15 protein-coding genes are annotated in these 14,317 nt (G+C 69.5%); 10 read left to right on the top strand and 5 right to left on the bottom strand.

What is annotated here, in order from left to right; translation table 11 throughout:
- Positions 1–7 precede the first annotated feature (7 nt).
- From ACNI65_RS22405 to ACNI65_RS22395, 3 genes are all read left to right on the top strand, one after another.
- Entirely contained in the window at positions 8–1,519 is a 1,512-nt protein-coding gene (locus tag ACNI65_RS22405; protein WP_416759493.1) for an ABC transporter substrate-binding protein, read from the top strand.
- Positions 1,520–1,855: 336 nt separating this feature from the next.
- Entirely contained in the window at positions 1,856–2,467 is a 612-nt protein-coding gene (locus ACNI65_RS22400) for a response regulator (protein WP_416759492.1), read from the top strand.
- Positions 2,464–4,917 carry a penicillin acylase family protein gene (locus tag ACNI65_RS22395; protein WP_416759491.1) on the top strand — a complete coding sequence of 818 codons (2,454 nt, stop codon included), beginning with the start codon at positions 2,464–2,466 and terminating at the stop codon, positions 4,915–4,917. The genes ACNI65_RS22400 and ACNI65_RS22395 overlap by 4 nt, the downstream gene beginning before the upstream one ends.
- A 6-nt stretch (positions 4,918–4,923) precedes the next feature.
- On the opposite strand, the gene ACNI65_RS22390 is transcribed toward ACNI65_RS22395, so the two are convergent.
- On the bottom strand, positions 4,924–5,580 hold the full coding sequence (locus ACNI65_RS22390) for a glutathione S-transferase family protein (protein WP_416759490.1): 657 nt from the start codon (positions 5,578–5,580) through the stop codon (positions 4,924–4,926).
- Between the two features lie 129 nt (positions 5,581–5,709).
- Here ACNI65_RS22390 and ACNI65_RS22385 point away from each other — a divergent pair, with 129 nt between their 5' ends.
- The 4 genes from ACNI65_RS22385 (at position 5,710) to ACNI65_RS22370 (ending at position 7,441) form a co-directional block, all read left to right on the top strand.
- On the top strand, positions 5,710–6,321 hold the full coding sequence (locus tag ACNI65_RS22385) for a DUF6515 family protein (RefSeq protein WP_416759489.1): 612 nt from the start codon (positions 5,710–5,712) through the stop codon (positions 6,319–6,321).
- Positions 6,322–6,514: 193 nt separating this feature from the next.
- Entirely contained in the window at positions 6,515–6,727 is a 213-nt protein-coding gene (locus ACNI65_RS22380; protein ID WP_416759488.1) for a hypothetical protein, read from the top strand.
- Positions 6,724–7,101, top strand: coding sequence for a type II toxin-antitoxin system VapC family toxin (locus ACNI65_RS22375; RefSeq protein WP_416759487.1), 378 nt, complete (start codon positions 6,724–6,726; stop codon positions 7,099–7,101). The genes ACNI65_RS22380 and ACNI65_RS22375 overlap by 4 nt, the downstream gene beginning before the upstream one ends.
- A 28-nt stretch (positions 7,102–7,129) precedes the next feature.
- On the top strand, positions 7,130–7,441 hold the full coding sequence (locus tag ACNI65_RS22370; RefSeq protein ID WP_416759486.1) for a hypothetical protein: 312 nt from the start codon (positions 7,130–7,132) through the stop codon (positions 7,439–7,441).
- An 11-nt stretch (positions 7,442–7,452) separates the two neighbouring features.
- Here the strand turns inward: ACNI65_RS22370 and ACNI65_RS22365 are convergent, their stop codons facing one another.
- A complete protein-coding gene (locus ACNI65_RS22365) occupies positions 7,453–8,460 on the bottom strand; it encodes an XdhC family protein (RefSeq protein WP_416759484.1) in 1,008 nt (335 codons plus the stop codon).
- Positions 8,461–8,513: 53 nt separating this feature from the next.
- Between ACNI65_RS22365 and ACNI65_RS22360 the strand changes: the two genes are divergently transcribed.
- On the top strand, positions 8,514–9,083 hold the full coding sequence (locus tag ACNI65_RS22360; RefSeq protein ID WP_416759482.1) for a CoxG family protein: 570 nt from the start codon (positions 8,514–8,516) through the stop codon (positions 9,081–9,083).
- 11 nt (positions 9,084–9,094) lie between these two features.
- Here the strand turns inward: ACNI65_RS22360 and ACNI65_RS22355 are convergent, their stop codons facing one another.
- Positions 9,095–10,276: an ATP-binding protein gene (locus ACNI65_RS22355; RefSeq protein ID WP_416759481.1), complete on the bottom strand. Its 1,182-nt coding sequence runs from the start codon at positions 10,274–10,276 to the stop codon at positions 9,095–9,097.
- 304 nt (positions 10,277–10,580) lie between these two features.
- Here ACNI65_RS22355 and ACNI65_RS22350 point away from each other — a divergent pair, with 304 nt between their 5' ends.
- Positions 10,581–11,675: an acyltransferase family protein gene (locus ACNI65_RS22350; RefSeq protein ID WP_416759480.1), complete on the top strand. Its 1,095-nt coding sequence runs from the start codon at positions 10,581–10,583 to the stop codon at positions 11,673–11,675.
- 9 nt (positions 11,676–11,684) lie between these two features.
- On the opposite strand, the gene ACNI65_RS22345 is transcribed toward ACNI65_RS22350, so the two are convergent.
- On the bottom strand, positions 11,685–12,377 hold the full coding sequence (locus tag ACNI65_RS22345) for a helix-turn-helix transcriptional regulator (RefSeq protein ID WP_416763684.1): 693 nt from the start codon (positions 12,375–12,377) through the stop codon (positions 11,685–11,687).
- Positions 12,378–12,430: 53 nt separating this feature from the next.
- Between ACNI65_RS22345 and ACNI65_RS22340 the strand changes: the two genes are divergently transcribed.
- Positions 12,431–13,744 carry an NAD(P)/FAD-dependent oxidoreductase gene (locus tag ACNI65_RS22340; RefSeq protein ID WP_416759478.1) on the top strand — a complete coding sequence of 438 codons (1,314 nt, stop codon included), beginning with the start codon at positions 12,431–12,433 and terminating at the stop codon, positions 13,742–13,744.
- 44 nt (positions 13,745–13,788) lie between these two features.
- On the opposite strand, the gene ACNI65_RS22335 is transcribed toward ACNI65_RS22340, so the two are convergent.
- Positions 13,789–14,172, bottom strand: coding sequence for a VOC family protein (locus ACNI65_RS22335; protein ID WP_416763683.1), 384 nt, complete (start codon positions 14,170–14,172; stop codon positions 13,789–13,791).
- Positions 14,173–14,317 lie beyond the last annotated feature (145 nt).

Genomic DNA, 14,317 nt, shown 5'->3' with positions numbered 1-14,317 from the left:
CGCGGCCATGGACACCTCCCTGGACCGCCGCCGTTTCCACCTGCTCTCGCTGGGCGCCGCGGGTGCGACCCTCGGGGCCACGCTGCCCGCGTGGGCCCAGGGCAACGCCTCGCGCCCGCTGGTGCTGGGCATGACGCTCGAGCCGCCGGGCCTGGACCCGACCGCCGGCGCGGCCGCGGCGATCGGGGAGATCGTGCTCTACAACGTGCTGGAGCCGCTGACCAAGGTCGCCCAGGACGGCTCGGCCACGCCGCTGCTGGCGCTGCGCTGGAACGTGTCGGCCGACCAGAAGACCTGGACCTTCGCGCTGCGCCCCAACGTGCGTTTCCACAACGGCGAAGCCTTCGACGCGAAGGCCGTGAAGTTCAGCTTCGAGCGCGCCGCCGCGGCCGGCAGCCTGAACAAGGACCGGCGCATCTTCGAGAACATCGCCGCCGTCGCCACCCCCGATCCGCTGACGGTCGTGCTGACGCTCAAGCACCCCGAACCCGACCTGCCCGCCATGCTGGCCCAGTCCACCGCGGTGATCGTCGAACCCAAGAGCGCTGCGACCAACGCGCAGACCCCGGTGGGCACCGGGCCCTACCGCGTGGCGCAATGGCAGCGCGGCGCCAGCCTGACCGTCGTGGCCTGGCCCGGCTACCGCGACGCCGCCTCGATCCGCATCCCGCGCGTCCAGTTCCGATTCATCGGTGAACCCGCCGCGCAGGTCGCCGCGCTGCTCGCCGGCGACGTCGACCTGTTCCCCCGCGTCGCCGCCGCCCGCGCGCTGTCCCAGTTCAAGGCGCAATCCAAACGCTTCCAGGTGATCTCGGCCTCCTCGCGCGCCAAGACCATCCTCGCCATCAACCACCAACGCGCCCCGCTGGGCGACGTCCGCGTGCGGCGCGCCATCGCCATGGCCATCGACCGCAAAGCCCTCATCCAGGCCAGCGCCGACGGCTACGGCGTGCCCATCGGCAGCTTCGTCACCCCCGACACCCCCGGCTACGTCGACTGCACCGCGATCAACGCCTACAACCCGGCCGCCGCCAAGGCCCTCCTCACCGAGGCCAAGGCCACCGGGCTCTCCCTGTCCCTCAAGCTCCCGCCCGTGCCCTACGCCCGGCAAGGCGGCGAACTCATCGCCGCCCAGCTCGCCGCCATCGGCATCAACGCCCGCATCGAACAGATCGAATGGGCCCAGTGGCTCTCCAGCGTCTACGGCTCCAAAGCCTTCGACCTCACCGTCATCTCCCACGTCGAACCCCACGACTTCGGCAACTTCGCCCGCGCCGACTACTACTGGGGCTATCGCAACCCCACCTTCAACGCGCTCTACGAACGCATGCAGAACGCCGCGGATCCGGCGCAGCGCCTCAAACTCTTCGGGGAAGCCCAGCAACTCGTCGCCAACGACGCCGTCGCCGCCTTCCTCTACCAACCCCAATGGATCACCGTCGCCCGCGCCGGCCTCCAAGGGCTCTGGACCCGCACCCCACTCTTCGCCAACGATCTCTCCGCGTTGAGCTGGAACTGATCCCCCACCTACCGAGCGCCCGAGTCCCGGACCGGGTGCCCCCCTCCGCGCCCGATGCCCGCAGGTCGCTCCAGGGGGCACCCGGTCCGGGACTCTCCCGTCACACCCTCTCCCGCTTGCGGGAGAGGGCAGGGGTGAGGGCCAAGGGAAGTTGCATGCGGCGGTTCAGAGGCGCGTAGCGCACTCGCCATGACCCTCTTTACTGGGACGGCCGCACGGCCCGTCGGCTCGCCGTGACCGGCCATCCAGCCGTCACGGACCAAGAGGGCTTTTCCTCTACAGTCTCCCGCCCAGCCGGTGTACCGTGAACGGTTTGGGGAGGAGTCGGAGAGCCGCATGCCGTTTGATTTGCCAGAAACCCTGCAGCCATTCCTGCTGCCATTGCTGATCGTCGTCCCGCTCGCGATCCTGATCATCATCATCACCGTCCGCCGTGGCGACTACCACGACGTCGGCGCACCCCCGCCCTCTCCCCGCCCCCTCCCGCCCGGCCCGGCACCCCGCCAGACCACCCCGGTCACCCCGCCCGCCGTGCCCGCCGCCGGCCCGGCCACACCCGCCGAACGCCTGCCGCTGCTGGTCGTCGACGACTCCGCCGTGGTGCGCGCCAAGCTGCTCAAGCTCTTCAGCGAAGCCGGCCATGAAGTCGTCGCCGCCCGCGACGGCGTCGAAGCCCTCGAGCTCCTCGGCCAGACCCGCTTCGGCGTCCTGGTGACCGACCTCGAGATGCCCAACATGGACGGCTTCGAGCTGATCCGCGCCGTGCAGGGCGCCCTCGCCACCGAGGATCTGCCTATCATCGCCATCAGCGGCCACGAGGAACTCCACGCCCGGCTGCATCAGATCCAAGGCCTGTATGGCATGTTCCACAAGCCGTGGAACGACCGCGAGCTGCTCAAGCGCGTCGAGGCGCTGTCCCACCTGCGCCAGCCAGCCGTCCGCCCATGAGCGCCGGTCGATGGCTCAAGCGCGGCGCCCTCACGGTCGCCGTGCTGGCGGTGCTGGGCGGCGCCGCCGCGGCCTGGCACCTCCACCAGAAACTCCCGCAGCGCGACGGCGAGATCCGGTTGTCCGGCCTCGTCGCTCCCGTGACGGTGCGCTACGACGAGTGGGGCGTGCCCCACATCGACGCGCGCAACGAGGATGACCTCTATCGCGCCCTGGGCTACCTCCACGCCCAGGACCGCCTGTTCCAGATGGAAATGCTGCGCCGGCTCGCGCGCGGTGAGCTCGCGGAAGTGCTCGGCCCCAAGCTCGTGGACACCGACCGGCTGTTCCGCACGCTGGGCATCCGCCAGCGCGCCGACGAACTGGCGCAAGCCTCCGCCGCCATCACGGCCCAGCCCGGCGCGGTCCGCGCGCTGTACGCCTACCTCGACGGCGTGAACCAGTACCAGGCCACGCGGCCCGCGCCGCTCGAGTTCGAGATCCTCGGCATCCCCAAGCGGCCGTTCACCGCCACGGACACGTACAGCATCGCCGGCTACCTGGCCTACAGCTTCGCCGCGGCCTTCCGCACCGAGCCCGCGCTGACCGCCGTGCGCGACCAGCTCGGCCCCGAGTACCTGCGCATCTTCGACCTCGACTGGCGCCCCTCGGGCGCGCTGTCCATGCAGGCGATGAATGCGTCATCGGACCCGTCACCGCGGGGATCGCCGGCCCGGTCGGCGGGCGCGAACCGCTTCGCCGACGTGGCGCCCGTGCTGGCACGCGTGGCCGCGCTCAGCGAGCGCGCCGCGTCGCTGGCGGGTGTGCCGCAATTCGAGGGCAGCAATGCGTGGGTCGTGTCGGGCAGCCGCACCGCCAGCGGCAAGCCGCTGCTCGCTGGCGATCCGCACATCGCCTACTCGGCGCCGGCCGTGTGGTGGGAAGCGCATCTGCGCACGCCGCAGTTCGAGCTCTACGGACATCACCTCGCGCTCAATCCGATGGCGCTGCTGGGACACAACCAGCGCGCCGGATGGAGCCTGACGATGTTCCAGAACGACGACGTGGACCTGATCGCCGAGAAGGTGAATCCGGCCAATCCGAACGAGGTCTGGATCAAGGACCGCTGGGTGCCGATGACCGCGCGCCAGGAGGTCCTCAAGGTCAAGGGCGAGCCCGATCAGGTGCTGACCTTGCGGCGCTCGCCGCACGGGCCCATCGTCAACGACGCGGTGCCGGGCGATCGCGGCGAGCGGCCGGTCGCGATGTGGTGGGCCTTCCTGGAGACCGAGAACCCGGTGATGGACGGCTTCTACCAGCTGGGTCGCGCGAGCACGCTGGACCAGGCCCGAGACGCCGCCAGCAAGATCCACGCGCCGGGCCTGAACGTGGTCTGGGCCAATGCGTCGGGCGACATTGCCTGGTGGGCCGCGGCCCGCCTGCCGCAGCGCCCCGAGGGCGTCAATCCGAGCTTCGTGCTGGACGGCTCAACGGGCGAGGCCGACAAGCTCGGTTTCCTGCCGTTCTCGGCCAATCCGCACGAGGAGAACCCGGCGCGGGGCTACATCGTGTCGGCCAACTTCCAGCCGCCGGGCGAGGTGCCGGTGCCGGGCTACTACAACCTGGCCGAGCGCGGACGCCGCCTGGACGGCCTGCTGAATCAGGGCAAACGCTGGGACATCCAGAACAGCCAGGCGCTGCAGCTGGACGTGCAGACCGACTACGGCCCGCGCGTGCTGCAACCGATCATCCCGCTGCTGCGCGGCGCGGCCTCGGCCGAGGAGCAGCCGCTGGTGGAGGCGCTGGTGCGCTGGAACGGCGCGTACAAGGCGGACGCGGTGGCGCCGGTGCTGTTCCAGCAGTTCGTCGCGGAGCTGCTGCGCGCGACGATGAAGGACGAGCTCGGCGAGGCGCAGTTCGAGAACCTGCGCCGCACGCGGGCGCTCGATCACGCGTTGCCGCGCCTGATCGCGGACAGCGATTCGCCGTGGTGGGACGACCGCAGCACGCCGCAGCGCGAGACGCAGGCGGACATGGTGCGCCGCGCCTGGAAGGCGACGATCGCGCATCTGCAGGCGACGCTCGGCGCCGACAGCGCGAAGTGGCGCTGGGACGCGGTGCACACGCTGACGCATGAGCATCCGCTGGGCAAGCAGAAGCCGCTGGACAAGCTGTTCAACGTCGGCCCGTTCCCAGTGGCGGGCGGGCATGAGGTGCCCAACAACTTCGCGCAGCGCAACGGCAGCGGGCCCTGGCCCGTGGTCTACGGACCGTCGACGCGGCGGCTGATCGATTTCGCCAAGCCGCAGGAAGCGCTGGGCGTGAATCCGGTCGGCCAGAGCGGCGTCTGGCCCGACGCGCATTACGGCGATCAGGCCCCGCTGCTGGCCAAGGGCCAGTACCGGCGCGAGTGGCTCAACGAAGCCGACGTGCAGGCGCACTCGCGAGGCCTGCTCGTGCTCAAGCCCTGAAGCTGGTCAATACCAGGGCTGCGGCAGCTTTTCCGTCTCGATGGCGCGCAGCAGCGCGGGACGCTGCGCCATGCGCTCGAGGAAGGCGGCCAGCGCCGGGCGGCTGCGGGCCGGATCGCTGAAGTTGCGGGTCCAGCGGCAGAGCATGAACGCGAAGGGATCGAGCGCGGAGAACTGCTCGCCGAGCAGGAAGGGGCCGCCGTGGCGCTCGAACTCGGCGGCGAGCAGGTCCAGCTGCGCCGCGGCGCGGATCTGCGCCTGGGCCTTGACCTCGGCGCTGCCGGCGGTGTTGCCCGGCGCGACGAAACGGTCGGGGTAGTAGTAGGTGATGACGGTGGGCTGCAGGGTGTTGGTCAGCCACATCAGCCACTTGTAGGCCTGGGCGCGCTCGGGTGTGCCCAGCGGCGGGAGGAGTTTGGCGTCGGGGTGCGTGTCGGCGAGGTGCAGCAGGATCGCGGCGGTCTCGAACATGACGAGCTCGCCGTGGCGCGTGTCGCGCAGCGCGGGCAGCAGGCCGTTGGGATTGATGCGGAGGAACTCGGGCGACTTGTGCTCGTCCTTGTCGCGGTCCACGAGGCGGAGCTGGAACGGAACGCCCAGTTCATGCAGGAGCACGTGGGGGGCGAAGCTGGCGTTGCTGGGGTAGTAGTAGAGCTCGATCATGGCGGGGGAGGGGGAAGCAAAGGAACTTTACCCCGGCGAAACGCCCCTCCGTAGACGGGGTCGCGGGAGGCGGCGTTGAATAGGTCCATCTGGACTTCCTGGGCGCCGCGTCCGCGGCGCGAGCCGATCATGAGCAAGCTTCGTTGGTTGATTCCCGTCGCGCTGGCCCTGACCGCGGGGCTGGCGTCCGCGCAGCACCACGGCAACACGCGGGTCGACATCGGCCTGCGTTTCGACAGCCGTTATCACCATGACCATTACTACCCGGCGCCGGGCTATGTCTCGCGCGGCCTGCCGGGCGGGGCGGTGTTCGTGGGCAACCGGTACTGGTATCACGGCGGGGTCTGGTACCAGCCGTGGGGTCCGAGCTTCCGGGTGATCGCGCCGCCGATCGGCTTCGTGGTGCCGATCCTGCCGAGCGCGTATGTGACGCTGCGCATCGGCGGCCTGCCGTACTACTACGCCAATGGCGCGTATTACGCGGTGGCCGCGCCGGGGCCGGGGTACGTGGTGGTGGCACCGCCTCCGGGCGCCGATGCCGCGACACCGGCACCGGTGGCGCCGCCTCGGCCCGATCCGATCATCTATCCGCGCAACGGCCAATCGGCGTCGCAGACGGAAGCGGACCGCCAGGACTGCAACCGCTGGGCGACGACGCAGCCGTCCGCGATGAACGACGCGGGCATCTTCAACCGCGCGGTGGAAGCCTGCATGGACGGGCGGGGGTACAGCATGCGGTGAGCGTGCTTGCCACAGATCCGATCGCGTGAATCCGAAATCAGCCGATGGCGGGCAGGAATGCCACGCTCCGCGCGAGCGACGCCATCGATTCATGACGCAGGACAAGCTGGATTCGGATTGGGCTGCGGGGCAAGGATGACAAGGAGGGGCCAGGCCTAGACTGGCCCGTCCACCTTCTCTCCTTGAAGCCCTCATGAACCCGATGCCCATGCCCGCGCAGCCGGGCTTTCCGTTTCCCGTTTCCTCATGTCCACCGCTCGGTGCGCAGATGCCGCCCGGTGACCACGCGCCGCCGCCGAAGCGGCGTGTGCGTTATGGCGTCCTGAAGGGCCACATCCGCGTGGCCGAGGACTTCGATGCGCCGCTGCCCGCCGCGGTGCTCGCGGGATTCGAAGGCACGCAATGACCCTGCTCCTCGACACGCACATCTTTCTGTGGGTGGTCGAGGACTCGGATCGCCTGAAGTCATCGACTCGTCAGCTCATCGACAACGCCGATGCGGTCTTCGTCTCAGCGGTATCGATCTGGGAGGTGGCGATCAAGGCGAGCCTCGGACGAATCGACGTCGACCCCGATCGCTTGGTTCAAGCCATCGGGGAATGCGGCTTCGTGGAGTTGCCGATCAGCGCTGATCACGCGGCTATCGTGATGGTGCTTGCGCTTCATCACCGAGATCCGTTCGATCGCATGCTGATCGCTCAGGCGATCAGCGAGACCGCGCATCTGGTCACTGCAGATGGACAGCTTCCCCAATACAGCGAGTTGATCGTGCAAGCTTGATCGCCTGTCGCTCGCTGGCCAGCACGAGTTGCGTGATTTCGCGCAGCGCCTGCCGGACTGCCATCCCTACCTGCGCCATGACGCCTCCTTCTGGCGCGACGGCTGGTGGCAGCTGCATTGCGAGCTGCGCCTGACACGCGAACCCCGCATCACGCTGGAATCCCGCATCGCCGACGATCGATTCCTGCGCCTGCTCGAGCGCACGTGGATGCTGCAGCAACTGCCGCCCGCGCTGCTGCTGTACGTCGCCGGCGGTTGGGCCTTCGTGTGCTGGGGCGTGTGCGCGGATCTGCGCCGGCGCGACCCCTCGCGCGGCCCGATGGCGGTCAGGGCGTCCTGAACGTCCTGTCGCTACACCACGCAGCCCGCCTCGCTCCCATCCCCCGGCGCGGCGCTGCTGGTGAGCTGCACCCCGTAACGCTCCGCGGTCATGTGCGCGAGGATGGCCAGCGCGATCTCCGGCGGCGTACGCGCGCCGATGTGCAGCCCGACCGGTCCATGCAGCCGGTCCAGCTGCGCATCCGTCAGATCGAAGTGCTCCTTCAACCGCGCCCGCCGCTTGGCCTGGTTCACGCGTGAGCCGATCGCGCCGACGTAGAACGCCGGACTGCGCAACGCCTCCATCAGCGCCAGATCGTCCAGCTTCGGGTCGTGCGTCAGCGCCACGATCGCCGTGTGTCCGTCGGGCTTGAGCCGCATCACCACGTCGTCGGGCATCTCCCGCGTCAGCGGCGCGGCGATCAAGGTCCACGGATAGTCGTCCCGCGGATCGCAGACCTGCACCTGGTAATCCAGCGCCAAGGCCATCTGCGCCAGGTACTGGCTCATCTGTCCGGCCCCGATGATCAGCAGCCGCCACTGCGGCCCGTGGTGCGTCACCAGCCGGTCCGCGCTCAACACCAGCCGATCCGCCCCGTCACGCGAATGCGCCGGCGGCTCCGACAGCGTCACCTCGCCCGTCGCCAGCTCCAGCGTGCGCAGCACCCGCTCGCCGCGCGAGAGCCGCTCCAGCAAAGGCTCGATCGCCGACTGCGAGCCCAACGGCTCCAGCATCAGCTCGAGCGTGCCGCCGCACGGCAGTCCGAACTGCTGGGCAGCCTCGGCCCCCACGCCATAACGGATCAGCTCCGGCACTCGCAGCGTCAGCGCGCCCTCGCGGATCTTGGCCACCAGGTCATCCTCGATGCAGCCGCCCGACACCGACCCGGCGATCAGCCCGTCCGATCGCACCGCGACGATGGACCCGACCGGCCGCGGCGCCGAGCCCCAGGTCCGCGTGATCGTGCCCAGCACGGCGCGCTGATCCGCCGCCATCCATTGCTGCACCTGACGCAGCACCTGCAGGTCCATGTTGTCCATGCGCGCACCATAGCGAAATTCGTCCGAACGCGCCGGGCCCCACAATCCCGCCCATGCCCACGCTCGCCCTCAACGACGACCTCGTCCTGCCCGTGCCCCAGTCGCTGGCCTGGCAGACGCTGCACGATCTGGCCCTGCTCGCCGACAGCCTGCCCGCCGACGCCCGGCTGCAGGCCGGACCCGCGCCGCGCTCCTTCGCGCTGGCCCTCACCGGCTTCGAGGGTCAGCTGCTGCAGCTCGACATCGAAGCGCCCAGCCGCCTGCGGCTGAGCTTCGAAGGCCGCGGTCCGCGCACCGGCGCCGTCAGCGGTCAGGCGCAACTCCGCCTGGAGACGCTGGGCGACGACCGCGTGCTGCTGCACGTCGCGCTGGTCATCCAGGCCGAGGGCGCGACGCCGTCGAAGGTCGCCGGCCTGATGCTGCTGCGCGAGCGCCTCGCCGCCTTCGCCGCGGCAGTCGAGCGCCGACACCCGTCCACGCGCCCGCTGCCGGTCAAGCCGCCGCCCAAGCCGTGGTTCCAACGCCTCGTGGACTGGTACCTCGGCTGGTTCGCGGCGATCTTCAACGGCACCTTGTTCCCCCCGCCGAAACCGCGTCAGCGCGGGCCCCGGCGGAAACCCTGAAGGTCTGGGCGTCAGGAGACTGCCTTGTCGGCGAAGTTCCGCATGAGGTACTCATCGAACATCGGCACCGTGAAGGCGATATCGCCATGCGACGGGCTGTAGATCATTCCCTTGCTGATGATCTGCGAGCGGCGCGGTCCCAAGCTCTGCACCTTCTCCCCGAGCGCCACGGCGATGTCCGATGAACGATAGGGGCCGGGCCCCAGCCTGGCCATGGCGATCACGTACTCGCGCTCCTTGGGCGTCAGGCGATCAAAACGCACCTTGAAGAAGCCCTGGTCGAGACGGCGCGTCGCGTCGCGTGCCGCCTGGTTGGCATCAGCGGCCTCGATGGTGTCGCCCAGCGCGATGTTCCAGCACTGGTAACCCCATTCCTGGAGAAAGTAGGGGTAGCCCTTCGTCGTCTTGAGGATCTCGCTCAAGGCCTCGTCGGTGATGCCTTGCCCTTCGCCTTCGACGGGCTGCCGGATCGCTGTCCTGGCGTCGGCCTCATTCAAAGGCCCCACCGCGGGGTAATGGAACAGTCGCTCGGCGTAGGACTTCGCATCTCCTGACAGCGCCGCCACCTGTGGCAGTCCTGCGCCGAAGAACAGGACTGGCAACTCCTTCTGGCGGATCTTGTGCAGGGCAACGATCAGCGCCGACAGGTCGGCCTCGCGCAGGTATTGCACCTCGTCGATCAACAGCGTCCATGCCTTGCCCGCCGCCTTGGCGGCCTCGCCGACTCGGACGAAGAGTTCGGGCAAGTCGTTTTCCAGATCGCCGCTGTCCGCCACGCCAACCTCGGGATCCACCGACACGCTGGCATCGCCGTAGGAAAACTTGAAGGCTGACGCGAAGGAGCGAAGCGCGCGCATCGCCGCATGAGCCTGCGTCCTGGCGGTCTCGGCCAGGGAGAGCTTGCGCAACACCTGGTTGAGCCTCGGGATCAGCAGCTCGCCCAAAGGCCGGCCTTCCGGGGCCTCGATGAACGACGTCAGATGCCCTTCCTGCTCCGCCATCTCCTCGATCTTGCTGAGCAGCACCGTCTTGCCGACACCACGCAGGCCCAGCAGCATCTGGGATCGACTTTGCTTGCCCAGCAAGGCGCGTTGGATGGCCACACGGGCATCCTCCAGGATGGACTCGCGACCCGCGAGTTCCGGCGGCCGGCTGCCGGCGCCAGGGGCGAATGGGTTGCGGACTGGATCCATGAAAGCTCCGATGCTAGGGACTTGTAGCAATGTATAAGCCCGTATAAGCGCAAGTCAATATACATGGATATCAATTGATAGAAATTTGATCAATCCCCAGTCAATTCCGGATCGATCGGTCCACTTGCCGGGCGAAAAGCGGGCTCCTCAAATGTGTTCGAAGATGTAACTTGTTGATTTACTTATAGAATCGGCGCATTCAACGGCCACCTCGCGGTGGCCGCTTCGCTTTTCGCCGAACGCGGGATCCCTTCGAATCCGCCCTCGGCGACCGCTGCTCTTCGCGGATTTCCGCCGATTTCCGATGGCTTCTCGCCTCTTCCCGCTGGACGCGCTGCGCGCGGCCGCCGCGCAATTGATCGTGCTGCATCACCTGTCCGTCTACGGACCGATCGCCGAGGCGATGCATGCGTTGTTCCCGCTGCTCACCGGTTGGCTGTACGACTACGGCCGCATGGCCGTGCAGGTGTTCCTCGTGCTGGGCGGTTACCTCAGCGCGCGCGCGCTGTCAGCGCAAGAGAGCCAGCTGCACCGATCCGCCCCCGCGCTGCTCGCGCAGCGCTACTGGCGCCTGGTGCCCCCGTTCATGGCCGCGGTCGGCCTGACGCTCGCCGCGTCGTGGCTGGTGGCGCCGCTGCTGCCGGAACTCGTGCCCCAGCAGGTCCACCTGACGCAGGTCCTGGCGCATGCGCTGCTGCTGCACGACCTGATGGCCGTCGAATCGCTGACCGTCGGCGCCTGGTACGTGGCGATCGACTTCCAGCTCTTCGCGCTGCTGCTGCTCGTGATGTGGGGCCTGAGCTGCCTGCCCGTGCGCCGTGCCGCGCGCCAATGGCTCGCGCCGGTGGTGGTGGGCGCGCTCTGCGCGGCCTCGCTGCTCAAGTTCAACCGCATGGCCGACCTGGACGCCTACGCGATCTACTTCTTCGGCGCCTACGGCCTGGGCGTGCTGCTGTGCTGGTGCCAGGGCTGGGCCCCGGCCGCGCGCCGTGCCGGACTGCTGGCGCTCGGTGCGCTGATGCTGGCGGCGCTCGCGCTGCAGTTCCGCGAGCGCCTCGTCGTCGCCGCCCTGACCGCCGTTGTCATCGTGCTGTGGCGCCGCGGCACGCTGCCGGCGTGGTTCCAGCGGCACGGGCAGGCGCCGGTACAGACGCTGGCGCGTCACGCCTACGCGCTGTTCCTCGTCCACTTCCCGGTGTGCCTGCTGGTCAACGCGATCTACGAGCACCGCGCCGAGAGCCCCGCGCCGATGCTGGACGCGCTGGCGCCGCTCGCGCTGGTCGCGGCCTGGGTGCTGAGCAACGTGGCGGCCGTGCCCTTCCACCGCTGGATCGAGGCGCCGCTGCTGCGCTGGCGCCCGCGCGCCACGGCGCTGCCGCAAGGCGTCGCGGTGCGCTGAGGCGCGGCCTCAGGCCCAGTTCTCGCGCGCGTTCTCGCGTCGCTGCAGGTCCGCGAGCGTCTTGCCGGGCTCGTCGCGGAAGCGCTCCTCGAGCACCTCCAGCTGCTGCATGCGGTCCACGCGGAAGCTGCGGAAGTCCCCACGCAGCTCGCACCACGCCGAGAAGGTCCACACCGGACCCCAGAAGAAACACGCCAGCGGACGCACCACCCGGGAACTGGTCTGATCGCTCAGGTCCAGGTAATGCAGCCGCAGCTTCGTTCTCGACTCGGTGGCCTGGCGCAGCTGCGAGAGCCGCTCGCGGGTGGCGTCGTCCAGGCCGCGCTGCGGCGCGTAGACGGTGAGGCTTTCCGCCGCGGCGCGCGCCGTGCCGGGCAACACCGCGAAGATCTTGCCCAGCGCCTCCTCGGCGCGCTGGCCGAGCACCGCGTCGAGTTGCGGCTGCGCGAGCCGCACCGCGGCCACCAGCGACTGCGCTTCCTCCGCGCTGAACATCAGCGGCGGCAACTCGAAACCCACCCGCATGCGGTATCCGACGCCGGCCTCGCCGTCGATGGGCACGCCCTGCTGCTGCAGCGCCGCGACATCGCGATAGACGGTGCGGATCGAGACCTCCAGCCGCTGGGACAGGAACTCGGCGGTCGTGAGACGTCGTCCCCGGATGAGTTGGACGATCTGGAACAGGCGGTCGGCGCGGCGCATCGGGCGATTGTCAGCCAAGCGGGCAGCCTATCCAGGTCGTCATCCCCGCTACGATGTCCCGCATGGATGACCCTCATGCGCTTCCCCATGTCGTGATCGTCGGATGCGGATTCGGTGGCCTCGAAGCCACCAAGGTCCTCGACGGTGCCCCGGTCCGCGTCACGCTGATCGACCGCAGCAACCACCACCTGTTCCAGCCGCTGCTGTACCAGGTCGCCACGGCGGGGCTCTCCGCGCCGTCGATCGCCTCGCCGATCCGCCACATGCGGCGTCACCAGCGCAATCTCACCGTGCTGATGGCCGACGTCACCGCCATCGACAAGACCGTCCGCGAGGTCGTCCTGGCCGACGGCCAGCATCTGCGCTACGACCACCTGATCGTCGCCGCCGGCGCCACGCACAGCTACTTCGGCAACGACCAGTGGCAGGCGCACGCGCCCGGCCTGAAGACGCTGGCCGACGCCTTCCAGCTGCGCGCCCGCCTGCTGAGCGCCTTCGAGCGCGCCGAGACCCTGCCCGACGACGCGAGCCGCGCGCCGTGGCTCAACTTCGTCGTGATCGGCGGCGGGCCGACCGGCGTGGAGATGGCCGGCACGCTCGCGGAGATCGCGCGCCACACGCTGCGCGACGAGTTCCGCCGCATCGATCCCAGTCGCGCCCAGGTGCTGCTGGTGGAGGGCTCGGACCGGGTGCTCGCGGCGTTCAAGCCCGAGCAGTCGGCGCAGGCGAAGGCGCAGCTGGAGCGCATCGGCGTGCAGGTGCGCACGGGCTGCCGCGTCGTGGGCATCGACGAAGCGGGCGTGGACGTGCTGACCGCCGACGGTCGCACCGAGCGCCTGGCCTCGCGCACGAAAGTCTGGGCGGCGGGCGTGGCGGCGTCGCCGCTGGCGCGCACGCTGGACGTGCCGCTGGACCGCGCCGGACGCGTCGTCGTCGACGAGCACATGAACATTCCCGGCCATCCCGAGGTCTTCGTCGTCGGCGACATGGCCGCGGCGACCAGCCTCGAGAAGGACGGCACGCGCAAGCCGGTGCCCGGCGTCAGCCCCGGTGCCAAGCAGGCCGGCCGTCACGCGGCGCGCCAGATCCTGGCGCGGCTGCAGGGGCGCTCGGAGCCGCCGTTCCGATACCGCGACTACGGCAATCTCGCCACGATCGGCCGCAAGGCGGCGGTCGCGGACCTGGGCTCGATCCAGTTCAGCGGCTTCGCCGCCTGGCTGTTCTGGCTGTTCGTGCACGTCTACTTCCTCATCGGGTTCCGCAACCGGGTGCGCGTCTTCGCGGACTGGGCCTGGGCCTACTTCACCTTCCAGCGCCACGCGCGCATCGTCGTGGAGCCGCAGGCCGGCGGGCGAGACGAGGCCTGATGGAGGCCTGACCGGGGCCCGATCGAGACCCGGCCGCCGCGCGATCAGATCGGCGTGCACAGCTCCACCAGCGCGCCATCCGGGCAACGCACGTAGGCCACGACCTGGCCCCAGGGCTTGGTGATCGGGGGCGTGAGGCCCTGCGCGCCGGCCGCCAGCGCCCGCGCGTAGGCGGCGGGCACGTCCTGGGTCGACAGCCCGATCTCCATGCCCAGCGGCGCGCCGTCGCCGGCCTTGCGGTAGTCCTGGCCCAGGTTGCCGCGGGCGATGTCGTGCCGCGCGAAGGACAGGGTGGTGGCGCCGGTCTCGAGCTCGCCATAGGCGCCGGACTCGTGCAGGAAACGCCGCGTGAGACCGAAGGCGCGCTCGAAGAAGTCCAGGGACGCGCCGACGTCCTCGACGTAGACGATCGTGTAGGCGAAGTGCAGGGCGCTCATGACATTCCTTCCGATGGGTGATGAAGAGGGACAGCCGAAGAGGGGACAGGCCGTCCCCCCTGAATGGGCGGAACGGCGGGTCGGCCTGTAGGACGATGTCGCGCCGATGATGCGGACCCGCTGCTGACAGCGGATT

The sequence above is a fragment of the Roseateles sp. So40a genome (assembly GCF_048081605.1).
GTDB lineage: Bacteria > Pseudomonadota > Gammaproteobacteria > Burkholderiales > Burkholderiaceae_C > Roseateles.
Note: the sequence above shows the minus strand (reverse complement) of the source record. Positions and strands in the feature narration are given on the sequence as shown.